Genomic DNA, 17,324 nt, shown 5'->3' on the forward strand with positions numbered 1-17,324 from the left:
CCACCTCTGTTTTCATCTGAGATATCTTATAGTCTGGAAACGGAAGCCGTTAGTATAGAAGGTAGAGTCAAGGGAGATCAACCATGGTTAATTTTGGGCTAAATTCCGCCAGTATCTTGGGGATTGCGCTGGCCGCAGCGGGTGCATCCCTCTATTTTTTACGGTCGGTACGCCCAGAACTTTCCCGCGACCACGATATTTTCTTTGCGGCGGTTGGGCTATTGTGCGGCTTCATTCTCCTGTTCCAAGGGTGGCGTTTAGACCCGATTTTGCAATTTGGTCAATTTCTCCTGTCTGGCTCAGCGGTATTTTTCGCCATTGAATCAATTCGCCTCCGGGGTTTGGCCACGGAGCAGGCCCGCCGCAATACGCCCATTGTGGACGATGAACGGCCCGTCAGTCGGGTTTATCGGGCGGAGCTGGATCAGATTGAGCCTTACCAGGGGGAAGAACGCTATGAACGTCGGTTGCGGGGCTACCCTGAACCCCGTTCGAATCGGAGCCGGGGTTACGAAGATGAAGCCCCCCGGGGAACGAGTACCCGACCCAGTGGTCGCCCCACCAGTCGTCGCCCCAGTCGCCCCACACCCCCTAGCCGCCGCCCCCGTCCGGATCGCTATGACAATGGCGGCTACGATGCCTATGGCCCCAGCGGTAATGTCACTGATGTCTGGTCAGAAGATGCCTGGGAGCAAGGCGATCGCCCCGTCGATGAAGCGCCCCGTCGTCCCCGCCGCCCCCGGCCCGATGATGAGCCGCCAGCCCCCCGTCGTCCCCGTCGCCCTCGCCCCGATGATTATGGTGCCCCCGACGAAGAAGTGGCCACCGTTGACTATCAACCCATTGATGGCGCTTCCTTTGGGGAGGATCAAGATTGGGATGATCCGACCCCCGATAATCCAGAAATGCCAGAAGGCGATCGCCCCAACAATCCCGTCAATTTCGACTACTAATTGCCCGAATTTTCTGCCCATTAACGAACGTGTTTAGGCAAACCCCTCGCTTTCTCTGGTTGTTGACAATACTCCTGGGACTAGGAGGCTGCTCCTTCGGCAACACCCCCTTAACCCCCGTTTCCCTCAATAGCCGCTTCCACGATGAACAGCCTGCGTTGAGTGGGGACGGTCGCTGGTTAGCCTTCATTTCCAATCGCCATGGCACCAGTGAACTGCTTTTTTACGACTTAAACCAAAAGCAGTTTGTGGAATTGCCGAATCTCAATCAAAAAAATGCGATCTATGAAAGTCCAAGCCTGAGCCGTACCGGGCGTTACCTCGTTTACCTGTCGAGTCCCCTGGGGAAGCCGGATATTATTCTCTATGACCGAGCAACCAAGCAGTCTGATATTTTGACCCAGGGCTACCGTCATTGGGTGCGCAACCCCCAAATTAGCCCCGATGGCCGCTATGTAGTGTTTGAATCAGCTCGGCGGGGCCAGTGGGATATTGAGGTCTTAGACCGTGGCCCGAATATTGAATTTGATTTACCCCAGGAAGTGATTGTCAATCCGTCGGGTTAACTGCGCCGCTGTAGGTAAATTGGCGATTGCTTCAGCGGAAAATGTTGAGCCCCATTGCTGTGGGCAATTGTTAACAATATGAGAAAAAGTCGTCTTGCTCCACCTTGACAGATGAGTAGATCGGAGTATTATGTCATATATCTTAACTTTTATTGACTGTGCGCTCCCTAACCGCCCCACCATGACAGCTAGGGAAGTAAAAATCCGCACCAACGCCATTCGGGCGATCGCCTTTTGCTGCAGAAATAGTATTGAATATGATTAACCCATCAATTTTGAGTCTCGGAGTTGCTGCCTGCGCAACTTGTTTGAGTGTCACCACAAAGGAAGAAATTGTCAAAGTTGCCACGGGATGCGTGGCTATTCTCGCCGGGTTTCTCGCTTTGTGTTACGCCCCCTGGGTCGTTAAGGTACTCGTTATTGCAACGCCGATCATCATCGAGCGCCTCAAAGCCCGTTCTTCTGATCTTTGAATTTCTGTGCGACTTTCTGACTATTGTTCTATTGTTGCGCTGTCGTGACAGAACGAGTCCGGTGGTGCTGACTTAACTGTTGGTCAAACCAAGAAAGAATTCTTTGCCATGCCCACCAGGGATCACTGTCTCCCCAATGGTTTTGGCAGTGGTGATCGCTAATGTAACCCACATGGCCCCCAAACTTTGTAATTTGGGTATTGAGGTGAGTATTCCGTTGATCGACATAGCGGAGATCTTCAACAAGATCCGGCGCAAATAGAGGATCATCCGCTGCATACAGAATAAAAGTCGGCCTGTGCAAATCCTGGAGAAAATAAAGGGGACTACTGGCTTCATAATAGGCTTGGGTTGTGGTGAAACCTAACTTTGGAATCACGAGATATTGATCAAATTCTCGAATCGTCGTCGCCTTTTCAATGGTTTCAGTCTGGAAAGCGTGGGGATGGTAGCTTTGAAGTTGCCAAGCCAATTTCTGTAAATTTTTGGCGATCGCCTGCTCAAAATAGCATTTGAACGGATGTTTTTCGAGATAACTGAGGGAACGGTGGGATTCTAAACTGGGGCAAATGACAGCGCCCGCAAGAATATCTTCTGGTTGCAACCCTAAAGCCTTTAAATCCAATTCCTGGGCTTTTTTTAATCCCCACAAAGCTAATTGTCCCCCCAGAGAATAACCAGCAAAGAAAAAAGGCGGCTTTAACCCCAGTTGTTGTTTGCCCTGGGCCGCTAGACGCACAAAATCTTCGCCTTCGAGGAGACCATCGCTAGTCAAATCAGGGGAGAGGGCTGCTGTTTTGCCATGGGCACGCCAATCGAACAACAAAACACCATAGCCTGCCTGAAAAGCCTTGTGGGCGAGGATTTCTAGAAACCATTGGTCTTCTAAACTACCGGTAATGCCATAGGTAGCAACGATTGTCCCTTTTGAATCACTGGGTTGCGCATATTGGCAAAAAATAGGTGTTTGATTCGCCCCCGTCAGGATCACCTCCCGATACTTTAAAGGAGATGTTTTTGGTTGACTGTGCCACTGTTTCGCAGCACCAAAGGCCGCATAGATTGTCATGGCAATGCCAGACCGTAACCAGAGGGGCGGTTGATAAAACATAAAACTACATCTTGCTATTATTTTTTAGTCGCTTTCTTGGCCAATTGCTTGGCTTTTTTTGCTGCTTTTTTCGCCGCTTCTTGCTCTGCTTTTAGACGCCGTCGTGCTGCTTCTTTTTCCTGTTCAATTTTTTCAAGATAGTAATGATAATCGCCGTTGTAAACAATAAATTCTCCGTCGCGAATTTCGACAATTTTATTGGCGACTTGGGAAATAAAGAAACGGTCGTGGGAGACAATCGCCACGGTGCCGTCATATTCCTTGAGGGCATTTTCCAACATTTCCTTCGCTGGAATATCAAGGTGATTGGTCGGCTCATCGAGGATTAGAAAATTTGCGGGCCGCAGCAACATTTTTGCCAGGGCTAACCGGGCTTTCTCACCACCACTAAGGGCACCTACTTTTTTGAAAACGGTGTCACCACTAAAGAGGAATTGCCCTAGGAGCGTCCGGACTTCGCCATTTTTCCAATCGGGTACTTCATCGTGAATCGTATCCATTACCGTTTTTTCAAGGTCGAGAGCTTCAGCTTGGTTCTGCTCAAAATAACCGGGAATGATGTTGTGGGTGCCAATTTTAACGTTGCCTTCGTCGTAGCTTTCCATGCCCATGATCATGCGTAGAGTTGTGGACTTGCCGCAGCCATTTGGCCCTAAAAAAGCAATGCGATCGCCGCGTTCGATGGCCAGATTCGCACCGAGAAACAGAATTTTGTCGTCGTAGGTGTGGGTCAAATCCTGAATCGTCACCACCTCCTGGCCACCCCGGGGCGCTGGGGGAAACTGGAACTTGAGGGTGCGCACATCACTAATGGGTGCTTCGATGCGTTCGACCTTATCTAATAGTTTTTCGCGACTTTTTGCCTGGGTGCTGCGGGTGGCACTCGCCCGGAATTTTTCAATGAATTCCTGTTGCTTGGCCAAGTCTTTTTGTTGGCGCTCAAAGGCGGATTGCTGGGCGTCTTTATTTTCTGCTTTTTGCTGCAAATACTGAGAATAGTTACCGAGATAGGTGGTCGAAATTCCCCGCTCCGTTTCAACAATTTTCGTACAAAGGCGATCAAGAAATTCTCGGTCATGGGAAATAATCACCATCGGCGTCTTTAAACCCCGGAGATAATTTTCCAACCATTCAATGGTTTCTAGATCTAGATGGTTGGTCGGCTCGTCTAGAAGGAGAATATCTGGTTCCTGGAGGAGAATTTTGCCCAAACTGATCCGCATCTGCCAGCCGCCACTAAAGGAACTCACCAGGCGATCGCCATCTTCGATCTCAAAGCCCACTTCCGGGAGAATTTTTTCAATTTGGGACTCTAAACGATAACCATCAAGGGCTTCAAATTTTCGTTGGGCCCGGTCAAGTTGGTGGATCAGATCATCTAAATCGGCATCCGGCTCGGCCATTTCATGCTGAATGCGGTGAATTTCATCCTGCACAGCATTGGCTTCTGTGAAGACTGTCCATAGTTCTTCTCGGACAGTGCGCGTCGGCACCACGTCAAATTCTTGGGTTAAATGGGCAATGCGCAGATCAGCCGGACGAATAATTTCACCATCCGTCGGCTCCACTTCCCCCATAATGATCTTCATCTGGGTGGATTTTCCCGCACCATTGACCCCCACAAGGCCAACCCGTTCACCCGTTTTCACTTCCCAGTTAATATCCTTGAGAACTTCGCCGGTGGGATAAATTTTGCGGATGTGCTCAAGTCTTAACATCGGGAAAAACTCCTGGTTGGGATCAGCATCAGTCTATAACAAATTGTAAACTTTTTTCGTTCACTCCTTTGCCATGACCCGTAGTAGCCTCTCCCTGGACGCCCCTTTATATGATTACCTCCTCCGCATTTCCCTCAAAGAGCATCCCGTTCTCACAGAATTACGGGAAATCACGGCCCAACACCCAGCAGCCCGGATGCAGATCGCCCCGGAACAGGGTCAGTTGATGGCCTGGCTCGTGCAACTGCTGGGGGCACAGAAAACTCTAGATATCGGCGTTTTTACGGGTTACAGTGCTCTGGTTGTCGCCTTAGCGCTGCCGAAAAACGGAAAAGTCATTGCTTGCGATCGCGACCCAAGGCCAACGGCGATCGCCCAAACCTATTGGGAAAAAGCAGGGGTCGCTGAAAAAATTGAACTCCACCTTGCCCCAGCCCTTGAAACGTTAGATTTTCTGCTAGCGGAGGGGCAAGCGGGCACCTTTGATTTTGCCTTCATTGACGCAGATAAAGGAAATTATCTGAATTATTTTGAGCGGTCTCTCAAATTACTGCGGGTCGGCGGTGTCATTGCCGTTGATAATGTGTTGTGGTCGGGACGCGTGGCAGATCCAGCGGATCAAGACAAACGTACAGAAAAAATTCGCGCTTTCAATGAAGCTTTGTACAACGACCCACGCATTAGTTTGACGGTATTGCCTGTGGCTGATGGTCTGACCCTCGCCTGCAAACTTTAGAAAAATCTGGCTTAAAGTACTTCGTCAAAGCCCGCCGCTTTTTTAACGGTGTAGAGGGGGCGCTGTTTCACCTCGTCGTAAATGCGGCCAATGTATTCACCGAGAATGCCGAGACAAATGAGTTGCACAGCTCCCAAAAAGAAAATGGCAATGGTGATCAGGGTATAGCCAATTAATTGGGCCGGGGCATTGTAGATCCGCCAAAACAGCACCAAAATCATCATGGCGATCGCCACCAGGGCTGTCACCAAACCCAAATAAGTGGCAATCTTTAAGGGTTTACGGGACAGGGAAATAATCCCATCAATGGCGAGCTTCAGGGATTTACGAAAGGTGTACTTTACTTCCCCGGCAAAACGTGGCTCCCGGTTGAACTGCACCGCCGTTTGCGGAAACCCCACCCAGGCCCGGAGGCCGCGAATGTAGCGGTGTTTTTCGGGCATGCTGTTGAGAATATCCACTACTTGACGGGACATCAAACAGAAATCCCCCGTATCCGTGGGAATGGAAACATCGGTAAATTGATTTAAAATCCGGTAAAAGCCATAGGCCATGAGCTTCTTAAACCAGCTTTCTCTGGCTCGATTCACCCGCTGGGCATAGACCACATGGTAGCCCGCCCGCCATTTTTCAATTAATTGAGGAAGCAATTCGGGGGGATCCTGGAGATCGGCGTCCATGATAATGACCGCCTCCCCTTGGGCATATTGCAAACCAGCTGTAACCGCGATTTGATGGCCGAAATTTCTCGCCAAACTTAAGTAGTGGACCCTGGGATCCCTTTGGTGTAATTCGTCCAAAATGGCGAGGGAACGATCCTGGCTGCCATCGTCGATTAAAACCAACTCTGCGGGGCCATCTAACCCTTCAATAACCTGGACAACACGCCGATACATTTCCAGAAGATTCGCTTCTTCGTTGTACACCGGGATGATGATGGAGTAAGTAATCATCGAAAGAAGGAGGGGGCAGGTTGAGAAAATAGTTCTAGAGAATTTTGCCGAGGTGGTTCAGGGGCCAAAATTTAAAAATGGCATGGCCAATAACATTATCGGCAGGGACAAAGCCCCAGATATGGGAATCATTGCTGTTGTTGCGATTATCACCAAGGACAAAAAAACTGTGGGGCGGCACCGTTAGGGTCGGCAATTCATAGTCAGGCGACGCAGCAATGAAGGGTTCCGTTAAGGGCGCTTGGTCAACATACACGGTGCCATTGTGAACGGATACAGTTTCACCGGGGGTGGCAATAATTCTTTTGATAAACGCTTGTTGGGGATCGTAACCGAGGAGTTCTAGTTGGGGGGGCGTCCGGAAAACCACCACATCACCCCGATGCACGGGCTGGAATCGATAGGATAGTTTTTCGACAACAATGCGATCGCCTAAATCGAGGGTCGGCAGCATCGAACCGGAGGGGATATACCGGGGTTCCGCGATAAACCAGCGCACCACCAAGGCGATCGCCAGGGCAATGACTAGAATGCGAATATTTTCCCAGAGGGCAGCCCATGGTTTCGGTTGTTGATTTGTGCTGAGGTGTTCGCCCTGATCGCCCATGGGTCTCCGTGAAATTTGATACGACGGCTCTATATTGTGGCACGTTCGCTTCGTTTCAGTACAGTTCCCCACAGCCAAAACAGGAAACGGCGCAGGGATGCGGGCGCTTGGGTTCCCCAGAGATTAATCGCGACACAAACTGCCCCAAAAGCAGGGAGGAGGAAGGTGGGCACCATTACAACGCCGACCAGGAACCACGTGCTGACATGGAGCACCATCAGGGTTACGCCCCCATAAACGGCGATCGCATTTCTTTGGATCAAACTGGGGGAAGCCTGGCGCACCACATAAACCAAGGTCAAAAAACTCAAAATCAGGTTAAAGGGAACCAAACCGCCACAGATGGCAATACAATGGCACCGGGAAAATTCACACAACTGCTCAAAAACGCTACTCAGTACGGACACGGCAATATTCAAAGGCTCTTAAAAAAGGATGATGTCATTGCTCTGAGCCTAACGAATTCTTAGGAACTTTTACCTAACGTTTTATGAAGTCTCAGCCTGTAAAAACCTTACCCATTGGCGATCGCCCCGCAACCCCAGCCCTAGAAATATTTCACATTGCGCTCAAAATTTTCCCCAAGGTAATACTGCCGCACAAGGGGGTTGCTATAAAGCTCTTCCGTGGTTCCCGCCGCAAGAATTTCCCCGTCCCGCATGATGTAGGCACGGTCAGTAATCGCAAGGGTTTCGCGGACGTTGTGGTCAGTGATCAAAATCCCCATGCCCCGTTCCCGCAGTTGGGCCACAATTTGTTGAATTTCAGCGACGGCAATGGGATCAACCCCAGCAAAGGGTTCATCAAGTAGGAGAAACTTCGGCCCCTGACCGCCGACGGCTAAGGCGCGGGCTAGTTCGGTACGCCGTCGTTCGCCCCCTGACACCAGACGACCACGGGTATTCACAATGCGGTGCAGCCGAAATTCGCTCACCAGTTCCTTGAGGCGATGTTGCTGTTGGCGGTGAGACAAAGGGGACTGTTCGAGAACCAGTTGAATATTTTCCTTGACCGTCAAATTCCGAAAAATGCTGGGTTGCTGGGTGAGATAACCAATGCCGAGTTTGGCCCGCTCATCTAGACTCAGGGGCGTAATGTTTTGCCGTTGGAGCCAGACGCGCCCTTCATTGGGTTTAATCAGACCCGTTGTAATGTAGAAGGTGGTGGTTTTCCCAGCACCATTTGGCCCCAGGAGGCCGACAATTTCCCCTTGATTTACTTTTAAATTGACACGGTTAACAATGACGCGTTTGCCATAGGTTTTACGGATGTTTTCGAGAACGATGGTCACGGTTTATTCGTCTTCGGGGAGGGTAATGGGGGCAGGGGTGCGGGACTGACTTGTCGGGGGCTGTTCGGGAATGAGATAGCTGGCTTCTACTTGTTCGCTGCGGCCTGGGGTGGCGACAAAACGTCCTTCGTCAATAGAATAGGTCATTTGTTCTGCCCGGAGACTATTGCCATCCTGGAGGACATAGACGTTGCCGCTGAGCACTAGTGTACGTTCTTCTGAAAAATATTGGGCCTGGGCAGCAGTAGCCTGGAGATTGCGGGCGGGATAATTGATCCGCACATTGCCCCGGGCAGTGATAATCCCCGTTTCGGTATTCGCCTCTTGGATATCAGAACGCACCGTGAGGGCATTGGCATTTTGGGCTTGGGCGGCCTGCTGGGGGGGAAGCTGACTGACCGTGGCGGCGATCGCCAAGGAGAGTCCCCCAAATCCATAAATCATTCGATTACCAAAGCCCTTGACCGTCATAATTGTTGTACCTGCTAAAAAGACTATGCGCGCTGGGTGCGGCTATTTACCCTAAAGACGCAACGATGGCCGATTGAGTTGCGGAATTATCTTCCTATAGTAAGCCTGGGATTTCCCTTTTCAACAAAAATTCTCCTAGGTTTGGAGACGCATCACCCGGAGGCGATCGCCTGCTGGGATTTCACCAGTGCCCTGGGGCACAATGGCGAGGGCATTGGTTTGGGCAAGATTCACTAAATTCGCAGAACTGTGGCCGCCCCCAGCCAAATGAAAAAGATAATCTGTCGCCGTGGCTACCAAGGTTCCCCACAGGTAAGTATCCCGCTTTCCAGCGCCCTTGAGGGGCTGATCACAGGTGGCCCAGACAAATTCTGGTGCCCAAGGCCCAGCATCGCCGGACAACTTTTTCAACGCAGGTTGCACGAACCGCCAACAACCCACCAGGGCCGATACCGGATTGCCGGGCAACCCAAAATAGAGTTTATTTCCAGGAAATTTCGCCACTGTCAGGGGTTTACCGGGACGGATGGCCACACTACGGATGAAAATTTCGCCCCCTAATTCTTCGAGGAGTTTTTCAACATAATCAAACTCGCCCACGGAAACGCCCCCCGTCGAGAGGATCAGATCTCCGGCGGCGATCGCCTTTTCCATGGTTGCTTTCAGTTGGGCCGGATCATCGGGGACAATGCCAAAATTTTTCGGAATCGCCCGTTGCCCCTGGACAAAGGCTGTCAAACCATAGCGATTCGAATCAACAATTTGGCCGATTTCTAACTTTTCCTGGGGCGATCGCAGCTCATCCCCCGTGGAAAAAATTGCGACCCTCGGTTGCCGATAGACTGGAAATTTCAAACATTGGCAGGCCGCGAGCACAGCTAAATCCGCTGCGCCCAACCGTTGCCCTGGTTGTAGAAGGGGTTCCCCGGCGCGATAATAGTCACCCCGCTGGCGCACAAACTGCCGCAAAGAGGGATTCTGTAAAATTCTGACCCGAGCGCCCCGTTGCTCTGTGTGCTCCTGCATCACCACCGTATCCGCTCCGGTTGGTAACATTGCCCCGGTGAAAATGCGGGCAGCTTGGCCAGGCGCTAAGGATTTTTGGGGCGCTTGACCCGCCGGAATCGTTTCAATAATCTCCAGTTCAACGGGCTGATTTGTCAGGTCTGCAAACCGGATCGCATAGCCATCCATGGCGGAGTTATCCCAATGGGGAATATCTAATTTTCCGGTCGCCGTCGTCGCCAAAATTCGTCCCAGGGACGTTTCCAGGGTACTGGGTTCAGTCTCTTCCAGGGGGGCGATCGCCTGGAGAATTAAAGCTTGGGCTTGATCAACGGAAATCATACTTTGTCACGCATTTTGACACCCAATATAGTAGGTCAGTTTGCCAAACAAGTTAGTCTGGCCCTGAAGCATCACCTTGGGGCTGGCGATTCTCTTCGTAATAGCGTTTCCATTCTGTGGAACTGCGCACCGCTAACCACAGCAAAATCATCGCAATAATCCCGCCCTGCTCCGGCGATTGAAAGGCAAACAACACCAGCACCACACATAAAAAATCTTCCGTAAAAGACCACCACAGGGGCAGACCCCGCAACCGGAAAAACCACCCCGTCAAAGTCAGTTTAAGCACAAAAGCGACCAGTCCCCCCATTACTCCCACCAGCCAGAGCGGTTCAAATTCTAGGCGGATCACCTGGGCCACGGTCAGGCTTAAAATGGCCCCCACAATCGGGCTAAATAAGAGGGCGATCGCCTGGAGAATGCGTTGACCCAGGAGTTGTTTCGAGCCAAACAGCTCAAACACGGCCCACATCGTAAAAATAGCGATCAAAACCCGGGGCGGCAACCAACCGATCCCAGGCAAATTTGCCACCAATTCATCACTGTGGAGCAGCAAAATAATCAGCAACGGTAAACCGATGCGCATTCCCGCCGCCGCCGCCGCTGACAATACCGCCAAAAATCCGATGATCATGTCTGCATAAAAAATTCTGTGCCACAATCCCGTGGACAGAAGACCTTACCCTTCAGTGTATCGTTCCATTTTTAGGGATGGCCTTTTTTCCAATCCCGAATGATTTCGCACCAGCAGATGTAACGATTTCCCCGTGATTCATGTTCCCGACCTCACAAGCCAAAGTCACCGTGATTTAATACCCCTTATTCGGCTTAAACCATGAACCATGACGGTAAATTCTCTCCTGAGCGATGCTAGCCTACGCCTCGAAAAAGCGCTCCACCACGTCAACATCTCTGAAGATGCCAGCGAACGCTTGAAATATCCCAAAATGAGCCTGAGCGTTTCTATTCCCGTGCGCCTCGATGATGGTTCTTTGAGAATCTTCCGGGGGTATCGGGTGCGGTATGACGACACTAGGGGGCCGGGTAAAGGGGGCGTGCGGTATCATCCCAACGTTTCCCTAGACGAAGTACAATCCCTGGCCTTTTGGATGACCTTCAAATGTGCCTTGCTAGATCTGCCCTTTGGGGGAGCCAAGGGGGGCATTACTGTTGATGCCAAAAGCCTTTCTAAAGCCGAACTAGAACGTTTGAGCCGGGGTTACATCGAGGCGATCGCCGATGCCATTGGCCCCGACACGGACATTTTGGCACCAGATGCCTATACCAATGCCATGGTGATGGGTTGGATGATGGATCATTACAGCATTATTCAACGAAAAATTCTGCCGGGGGTCGTAACGGGCAAGCCCTTGGGCATGGGGGGAAGTCAAGGACGCAATACCGCGACAGCCAGTGGTACCTTTGATGTAATTAAAACCATCTGCAAAAAACTAGAATATGTCCCCGAAAAAACCACCGTTGCGGTGCAAGGGTTTGGCAATGCCGGAGCAGAACTGGCCCAACAACTAGCCTGCGCTGGCTACCGTGTTGTCGCCGTTAGTGATTCCCGTGGGGGGATCTATGCAGAACAGGGCTTAGATATTCCGAGCATCCGCCAGTACAAGTCAGAAAGTCGGAATATGGCTGCTGTTTATTGTGAAAAATCCGTTTGTAATATTGTTGAACACCAAACAATCACCAATGAACAACTCCTGACCTTAGATGTTGATATTTTGATTCCGGCAGCCCTTGAAAATCAAATTACGGCGGACAATGCCCATCAAGTGCGAGCCAAATTAATTTTTGAAGTGGCCAACGGCCCCATTAGCTCGGCTGCGGATGTCATCCTAGAAGAAAAGGGAATTATGGTGGTGCCGGATATTCTCACCAATGCTGGGGGGGTCACGGTGAGTTATTTTGAATGGGTGCAAAATCGCAGTGGCTTTTATTGGCCAGCGACGGACATTCGCGATCAGCTGAAGACACGTATGGTTACAGCCACAAACCAGGTGTGGCACATTGCCCAAACGCGACAGATTTCGATGCGGACTGCAGCCTATGTCCAGGCCTTGATGCGCCTCGGTGAGGCCCTAGATGCGAAGGGGACACGCACTTATTTTTCAGGCAGTTCGGCCTAGGGGAGAATTCTTTCGATTTACGCCCTAGAGACGGCAAAATCAGCAGGATTCAGCCAACGGCAGATCTCTGTTTTCAGTCCCTTTAGATCCTTTGATAGGCCTTGTTTTAACCATTGGCCAAAGGTATCGAGGGGAGAAAAGCCTTCGGTAAATTGCCAGTCTAGATCTTGGCCTAAGGGGGTGAGGTGATTCCCCGTGAGGTTGAGGGTGGCCACCATATTCGGAAAGCGCTCGATGAGGATGGGGGTTAGATCTGGGGTTTGGTCAATGGTGTCGTTGTTGAACTGAATTAGGAGATTGCGTCGGATCTGGTAGCTGGTTTGGATGATTTCATTGGTCTCAAGAGGAGAAGGGGTAAATTCAAAATTAATCGTGTTATCCGGGTCAAACTGCTCGAAGAAAGGAATAGATTTTTTCACGGGAAAGTTGTTGTAGGACATCAAAACATTGCCCGCCCGTTGCACATTAAATAAGCTGCCAATCAACAGGTGAATTTTGCAGCCCATGCTGTGGCCCACACCATAGACAGGGAGGTAACGGTAGCCCAGTTGGTTTGAGTTTTGCAGGCGTTCGAGGATATTTTCAAAGCGGTTGAGTACCTGCCGGGCGATCGCCAAATGATCAAAACCATTCACAAAAGGAGTGGTGATAATCGCATACCCTTCGGCGGCAAGCTGTTCTAGGAGCCATTTGTAGGTGAGTTGCGGCGCAGTGCCCACAAAAGCACCCCCCAAAAAATGAATCACCCCCACCGGTTGTACTGGGATTAAAATCCAACTGCCACCAGACTCTTGCCAAATCATTATTTGCCGTTTGTTACTTACTAAAAGTGGCTTTTATTGTAAAAGTTTTTCGGGGTTGGTGTGGCTCATCAGGTACAGGTCGGCTTTAGAAATGCCCGCCGCCGCCAACTGTTCTAAAAATCGCTGGTAGCCGTCAATGGGCGATGGATCAAGGGCTCGTCCGAGGTCGGTGCTCAGGACAAAGTGGGTTGCACCGATGGTTTGGATCGCCTTCGCCATTGTTTCAATACTCACATTCTCCCAGGCTTGGTGGTCGGCTTCGGTGGCATTTTCCCCCATCAATGTATTTACATAGGTTAATTCTAAAAAGGCCCCTTGGTCGGCGATCGCCTGCATTTGTGCGAGGTTTAATCCTGGTACGGTGGCCATGGCATGGGTTATGAGGATTTTTTCAACGCCCAATTGTTTCGCCGCAGGGACAACGGTGAGAATTTCTGCTGGGGAAATGTGGCCCGTACCTAAAACCAGATTATGGGCAGCAATGTACTGCAAAATGTCCGGCATTTCTGGCACCAGATGGCCATAACGGGCAACCCGCAATCCCCCAAAGCGGTGGTTTAGGGTCTGACGATGGTGGGCCGCATCAATGGTGGGTAGCCAAACGACTTTTCCCCGCCCTTCCCCCAGGCGATCCATGGTTTCCACGGCCCGGAGATTTAAACCGCCCACCGTTTCATTGAGCACAACGCCCCCATATACTTCCATGTCCGGCACAACTTTATGGGCCAACACTGCCCGATCCGCCGTTGGGGTGACGTGGTTTTTGAGCACGAGGGCTTGCATCCCTGCCTGGGCTGCGTTTTCAACTAATTCGAGGTCGTCGTATAACCTAGCCGTGACATCCGGAGCAGAATGGACATGGAAATCGATGCTGCCTTTAAAATCCGTGGCGATCGCCCCCAGCATCCCAACCCCCCAAATCCAGAGGCCCAAACCGATCCCGACTAACAGCCGCAACAGGAAAGGATTTTTAAGGAAATAAAGGGGACGTTCCATGGCAGAGAATGATAGCTTTTGCGCTAGCGAATACGGTTTAAGGATTCCTTTCGTTTACGGAAGCGAGGATATCAACGTATGATATGTTACGTTAATTAAAATATCCTCATAAAACCAATTGCATCCGTTGGTTTTGTGTTCACAGGAGACCTATAAATATGCTTACCCTTAAGATTGCTGTTTACATCACAGTCATTTTCTTTGTATCTCTGTTTATCTTCGGTTTTCTATCTAGCGACCCAACCCGCAACCCCGGTAGAAAGGATTTCGAATAAAGTATTCTGGGCTGTTTATCGCAGCAAACTTGATTTACAGCATCAAAAATGGTGGGGATCTGTCCTAGGGCAACCCCACTTTTTCATGGGGATGGGTTTTGGATTCGCTACATTGGGAAGAAAGGCCATTGAGTCCCCCGCAACTGTCCCCTAAGTGTCACCATGCTAAGACGACCTGCTTTTCCCATAACCGCCGTTGTTTTGCTCCTGACAACGCCCCTCTCGATCGCCTTGCCGCCCCCAGAGGATTTACCGGAGGAAGTGTTGCGCACAGAAATGATTACCGAAGGGCGATCGCCCATTGATGGAGAACCCGTCACTGCCAAAGAATACGCCGAAATTCAACAGGAACAGGCGGAACGAAATCTTCCTCCCACCGTCAATGCAGACATCCAGCACACCATTTTTCTTCTCCGGTTGCGGAAACTGCTGCAAACAATTTCTCCCTTTTAAACTGTGTCGGCACACGGAACTATAAATTTTTGTTGACTGATGGCCGGATAGGGGATGGGAGAGGCAAAAGTCCGGTGCTAAAATGCTGGCAATTCTGAGCTTTCCCCCAGGGGAAAACCCAGGCCCATTGTTCGTTTTGGTGATGAGGATCAGATGAATATTCGCGTAGGTCTCACGGCGTTGGGGGTGAGTATGGCTACCCTAGGGCCCATTAGCTTTGCACCCATAGCCCAAGCTAATAGCGGTTTGTTTGGCACCCAGGATTTGACCCCTGGAGATGTGGTGGCGATCGCCGTCCCCCTTGCTGGTGGTGAAGCCTATAATCTTGTGATCCTTGAACAACTCGACCAAAACCGGGCCTGTTGGCGAGAACAGGGAGGCTCTCCCACGGTCATTGATCCGCTACTGTTGCAATTTGACTTTACGGGGATTTGTGGCCGCAGCACCGATTCCAACGGCTATTCCCTGCGCCTAGGGGAGCAAGATATGGCTTGGCGCTATCGCCTCCAGTTGGTTCCGGAAAGGGGAGCCGTTGTCCTCAAGGCTTTTGATGTGGAAAATCCGGGGCGATCGCCCATCGAAGTGGGAGATACGGGAGGGCTGGCCCAGGGGATGCTGAAGATTAATCTCAATCCGGGTTGGCGCATGGCGAAACGCACCTATGAAGGAAAAACCCTGGGTCACATTTACCTCGCCAATGAACGGCCCCGTGATCAACTGGTTGCTGCCGCTCCCCGACAGGAATGGGTTGCAACTGCGCCCACCACCTATACCAGTAGCAAAATCACCGAAAAATCGGTCTCTGGCAGCGAAACAATTCAAATTTTTGTGCCTCCCTACCAAGAAACCACCAGTCGCCCGAACGAAACCCTCGTGGCAGCAATTACAGTTCCTGCGGCCCCTGAACCCATCGTGAGTCTACCGAGCAATCCCAACGTTCTCCCTGTCCCCCAACGCTCTATCCCCACCTATAGTTCCAGTAACACCGGGGTCATTCGCCTTGAAGAACCCGGTCAACAACCGCCGCCGCCGCCCAATAGTGCTTCCCTAGCTCAGAGCTTAGGTTTGCGGTACCGGGTGGTGGTTGATGCCCAAACCCCAGAACAAAAAGAACGGTTAAAGGCCGTGATTCCGGATGCGTTTCATACTTGGGTTGGCGATCGCCGGATGATGCAAGCCGGAGCCTTCGCCGCAGAATTTGAAGCCCAAGATCTGCAAATGCGTTTGCGAGAAACGGGTCTAGCCGTGCAAATTGTCCCTGTGCAGTAAGTGATGGCAAATTTTTCAGAAATCTTTGTGGCGATCGCCGCTGACCCTTGGCAGGAGGTGGTTGACTTTTACCGTGGTCTCCTGAATGACGAACCCTTAAGCTACAGTCAAGATCGCTATGCGGAGTTTCAGATCAAGGGTCTGAAATTGGGCATTTTTAAACCCAGTCCCCAACACCAAGCAGAATTTACCGGAACCTCAGGCGCTTTAAGTTTTTGCCTAGAAGTTGATGATCTCGAAGAGGCGATCGCCACTGTGCAGGCCTTAGGGGGAGCGATAAATGGTGAAATCAGCACAGCCTCCCATGGACGCGAATGTTACGCCTACGATCCTGCCCAAAACCGCTTGATTCTGCACCAAAGTAATGCTATTCAAGCCAATCCCTAGGGTTGACTCCCTGCTTCCTGTTCCATTTCTTCTACGGCCTTTTCCGTCCGCTCATGGGGATCTTGAAATCCCTCCCGTGGCAAAATACCCAGGACAAGATTGTTTACGGTTGCCTTTATTTGTTTACTCGCCCCCTTGAGAGGTTCCGGTAAAAAGACATCTCCCACCGCCACAAATGCCAGCAACAGAAAAATAACTAACTTCACCGAATTGCCTGCACTCATGAACTTAACTTTCATGGATCTATCCTTCCTCGTAAACGGCCACGGAAATATTTCTCTCAATTTTTATACTATGGCAACACCTGGCCCAGTGGCATCATCACCCAATATTGGCTTAAATCTTGATCTTGGCACTCCTGGAAAATTTCCTTGCCCAAACCCCAAAGGCGTAAAATATCAACCATGTCCCCTGGCCTGTAATTTGTAGTTTTTACTATTTAGCAAATCGAGACGATGAGCGAAGAAACCCCCGACCTAAAACCAGACGAAACCTTACCCAGTCCTTTGCGGTGTTGGTACGGTACTGCCGTTGCTGGTTCCATGTCCTTTGCAGCCTACCTTTTAACAAATAAAGTCATTGCGGGCTTTGCTAGTAAACCGCCCACGGGAAATGGTCTGGCTATCCAAATCGGGATTACAGTACGCACCCTCATTATGGGTTTATTTACCATGGCGACCGGGGTATTTGGCCTCATTGCTGTAGGTCTATTTATTTTGGGTCTCCAGTCTCTCTTGAGCGGTAAGCAAACAACTTCTCCTGGTGATTCATAAGAAA

23 protein-coding genes are annotated in these 17,324 nt (G+C 50.7%); 11 read left to right on the forward strand and 12 right to left on the reverse strand.

Features of this window, described 5'->3' with window-relative positions; translation table 11 throughout:
* Window positions 1-83: 83 nt before the first annotated feature.
* The 4 genes from AWQ23_RS03960 (at window position 84) to AWQ23_RS03970 (ending at window position 1,992) form a co-directional block, all read left to right on the forward strand.
* Entirely contained in the window at window positions 84-953 is an 870-nt protein-coding gene (locus tag AWQ23_RS03960) for a Ycf66 family protein (protein ID WP_062432784.1), read from the forward strand.
* 29 nt (window positions 954-982) lie between these two features.
* The gene (locus AWQ23_RS03965; RefSeq protein WP_062432787.1) at window positions 983-1,519 is read left to right on the forward strand and encodes a TolB family protein; all 537 of its coding nucleotides are present in this window, start codon (window positions 983-985) and stop codon (window positions 1,517-1,519) included.
* A gap of 130 nt (window positions 1,520-1,649) precedes the next feature.
* A complete protein-coding gene (locus tag AWQ23_RS16420; protein WP_254903392.1) occupies window positions 1,650-1,784 on the forward strand; it encodes a hypothetical protein in 135 nt (44 codons plus the stop codon).
* Entirely contained in the window at window positions 1,777-1,992 is a 216-nt protein-coding gene (locus AWQ23_RS03970) for a hypothetical protein (protein WP_012306391.1), read from the forward strand. Before AWQ23_RS16420 ends, AWQ23_RS03970 begins: the two co-directional genes overlap by 8 nt.
* A 28-nt stretch (window positions 1,993-2,020) precedes the next feature.
* On the opposite strand, the gene AWQ23_RS03975 is transcribed toward AWQ23_RS03970, so the two are convergent.
* Both AWQ23_RS03975 and AWQ23_RS03980 read right to left on the reverse strand, forming a co-directional pair.
* The gene (locus AWQ23_RS03975; RefSeq protein WP_062432790.1) at window positions 2,021-3,103 is read right to left on the reverse strand and encodes a YheT family hydrolase; all 1,083 of its coding nucleotides are present in this window, start codon (window positions 3,101-3,103) and stop codon (window positions 2,021-2,023) included.
* Window positions 3,104-3,120: 17 nt separating this feature from the next.
* Window positions 3,121-4,821: an ABC-F family ATP-binding cassette domain-containing protein gene (locus AWQ23_RS03980; protein WP_030005989.1), complete on the reverse strand. Its 1,701-nt coding sequence runs from the start codon at window positions 4,819-4,821 to the stop codon at window positions 3,121-3,123.
* Window positions 4,822-4,894: 73 nt separating this feature from the next.
* Between AWQ23_RS03980 and AWQ23_RS03985 the strand changes: the two genes are divergently transcribed.
* Window positions 4,895-5,557 (forward strand): class I SAM-dependent methyltransferase, encoded by a 663-nt coding sequence (locus AWQ23_RS03985; protein WP_062432793.1) that lies wholly within the window; start codon window positions 4,895-4,897, stop codon window positions 5,555-5,557.
* An 11-nt stretch (window positions 5,558-5,568) separates the two neighbouring features.
* Here AWQ23_RS03985 and AWQ23_RS03990 read toward each other — a convergent pair whose 3' ends face one another.
* The 7 genes from AWQ23_RS03990 to AWQ23_RS04020 all read right to left on the reverse strand — a co-directional run bounded on the left by AWQ23_RS03990 (window position 5,569) and on the right by AWQ23_RS04020 (window position 10,860).
* Window positions 5,569-6,510 carry a glycosyltransferase family 2 protein gene (locus AWQ23_RS03990; protein WP_062432796.1) on the reverse strand — a complete coding sequence of 314 codons (942 nt, stop codon included), beginning with the start codon at window positions 6,508-6,510 and terminating at the stop codon, window positions 5,569-5,571.
* A 34-nt stretch (window positions 6,511-6,544) separates the two neighbouring features.
* Window positions 6,545-7,117 (reverse strand): signal peptidase I, encoded by a 573-nt coding sequence (gene lepB, locus AWQ23_RS03995; protein WP_062432799.1) that lies wholly within the window; start codon window positions 7,115-7,117, stop codon window positions 6,545-6,547.
* A gap of 29 nt (window positions 7,118-7,146) precedes the next feature.
* A complete protein-coding gene (locus AWQ23_RS04000) occupies window positions 7,147-7,536 on the reverse strand; it encodes a hypothetical protein (RefSeq protein WP_062432801.1) in 390 nt (129 codons plus the stop codon).
* A gap of 128 nt (window positions 7,537-7,664) precedes the next feature.
* Window positions 7,665-8,408: an LPS export ABC transporter ATP-binding protein gene (gene lptB / locus AWQ23_RS04005; RefSeq protein ID WP_012306398.1), complete on the reverse strand. Its 744-nt coding sequence runs from the start codon at window positions 8,406-8,408 to the stop codon at window positions 7,665-7,667.
* 3 nt (window positions 8,409-8,411) lie between these two features.
* A complete protein-coding gene (locus AWQ23_RS04010) occupies window positions 8,412-8,879 on the reverse strand; it encodes an LptA/OstA family protein (RefSeq protein ID WP_012306399.1) in 468 nt (155 codons plus the stop codon).
* A gap of 135 nt (window positions 8,880-9,014) precedes the next feature.
* The gene (gene glp, locus AWQ23_RS04015) at window positions 9,015-10,226 is read right to left on the reverse strand and encodes a gephyrin-like molybdotransferase Glp (protein WP_062432803.1); all 1,212 of its coding nucleotides are present in this window, start codon (window positions 10,224-10,226) and stop codon (window positions 9,015-9,017) included.
* Between the two features lie 52 nt (window positions 10,227-10,278).
* Window positions 10,279-10,860 carry a DUF4126 domain-containing protein gene (locus AWQ23_RS04020; protein WP_062432805.1) on the reverse strand — a complete coding sequence of 194 codons (582 nt, stop codon included), beginning with the start codon at window positions 10,858-10,860 and terminating at the stop codon, window positions 10,279-10,281.
* A 208-nt stretch (window positions 10,861-11,068) separates the two neighbouring features.
* Between AWQ23_RS04020 and AWQ23_RS04025 the strand changes: the two genes are divergently transcribed.
* On the forward strand, window positions 11,069-12,364 hold the full coding sequence (locus AWQ23_RS04025; RefSeq protein WP_062432807.1) for a Glu/Leu/Phe/Val dehydrogenase: 1,296 nt from the start codon (window positions 11,069-11,071) through the stop codon (window positions 12,362-12,364).
* Between the two features lie 17 nt (window positions 12,365-12,381).
* Here the strand turns inward: AWQ23_RS04025 and AWQ23_RS04030 are convergent, their stop codons facing one another.
* Together AWQ23_RS04030 and AWQ23_RS04035 are read right to left on the reverse strand one after the other, a co-directional pair.
* A complete protein-coding gene (locus AWQ23_RS04030; protein WP_062432810.1) occupies window positions 12,382-13,167 on the reverse strand; it encodes a DUF1350 family protein in 786 nt (261 codons plus the stop codon).
* A 33-nt stretch (window positions 13,168-13,200) separates the two neighbouring features.
* Window positions 13,201-14,163, reverse strand: a complete 963-nt coding sequence (locus AWQ23_RS04035; protein ID WP_157072190.1) for a DUF6282 family protein — start codon at window positions 14,161-14,163, stop codon at window positions 13,201-13,203.
* A gap of 158 nt (window positions 14,164-14,321) precedes the next feature.
* Here AWQ23_RS04035 and AWQ23_RS15710 point away from each other — a divergent pair, with 158 nt between their 5' ends.
* From AWQ23_RS15710 to AWQ23_RS04050, 4 genes are all read left to right on the forward strand, one after another.
* Window positions 14,322-14,438, forward strand: a complete 117-nt coding sequence (locus AWQ23_RS15710; RefSeq protein ID WP_015132356.1) for a photosystem II reaction center protein I — start codon at window positions 14,322-14,324, stop codon at window positions 14,436-14,438.
* A 162-nt stretch (window positions 14,439-14,600) separates the two neighbouring features.
* A complete protein-coding gene (locus AWQ23_RS04040) occupies window positions 14,601-14,891 on the forward strand; it encodes a hypothetical protein (protein WP_062432813.1) in 291 nt (96 codons plus the stop codon).
* 153 nt (window positions 14,892-15,044) lie between these two features.
* On the forward strand, window positions 15,045-16,160 hold the full coding sequence (locus AWQ23_RS04045; RefSeq protein WP_062432815.1) for a DUF3747 domain-containing protein: 1,116 nt from the start codon (window positions 15,045-15,047) through the stop codon (window positions 16,158-16,160).
* Between the two features lie 3 nt (window positions 16,161-16,163).
* The gene (locus tag AWQ23_RS04050) at window positions 16,164-16,547 is read left to right on the forward strand and encodes a VOC family protein (RefSeq protein WP_083500684.1); all 384 of its coding nucleotides are present in this window, start codon (window positions 16,164-16,166) and stop codon (window positions 16,545-16,547) included.
* Here the strand turns inward: AWQ23_RS04050 and AWQ23_RS04055 are convergent.
* Window positions 16,544-16,786: a hypothetical protein gene (locus AWQ23_RS04055; RefSeq protein WP_062432821.1), complete on the reverse strand. Its 243-nt coding sequence runs from the start codon at window positions 16,784-16,786 to the stop codon at window positions 16,544-16,546. The genes AWQ23_RS04050 and AWQ23_RS04055 overlap by 4 nt on opposite strands.
* Window positions 16,787-17,002: 216 nt before the next feature.
* Here AWQ23_RS04055 and AWQ23_RS04060 point away from each other — a divergent pair, with 216 nt between their 5' ends.
* Window positions 17,003-17,320 carry a DUF3082 domain-containing protein gene (locus AWQ23_RS04060; protein ID WP_012306410.1) on the forward strand — a complete coding sequence of 106 codons (318 nt, stop codon included), beginning with the start codon at window positions 17,003-17,005 and terminating at the stop codon, window positions 17,318-17,320.
* Window positions 17,321-17,324: the final 4 nt, after the last annotated feature.

This window comes from Picosynechococcus sp. PCC 73109, from assembly GCF_001521855.1.
In the GTDB taxonomy this organism is placed as follows: domain Bacteria; phylum Cyanobacteriota; class Cyanobacteriia; order Cyanobacteriales; family MRBY01; genus MRBY01.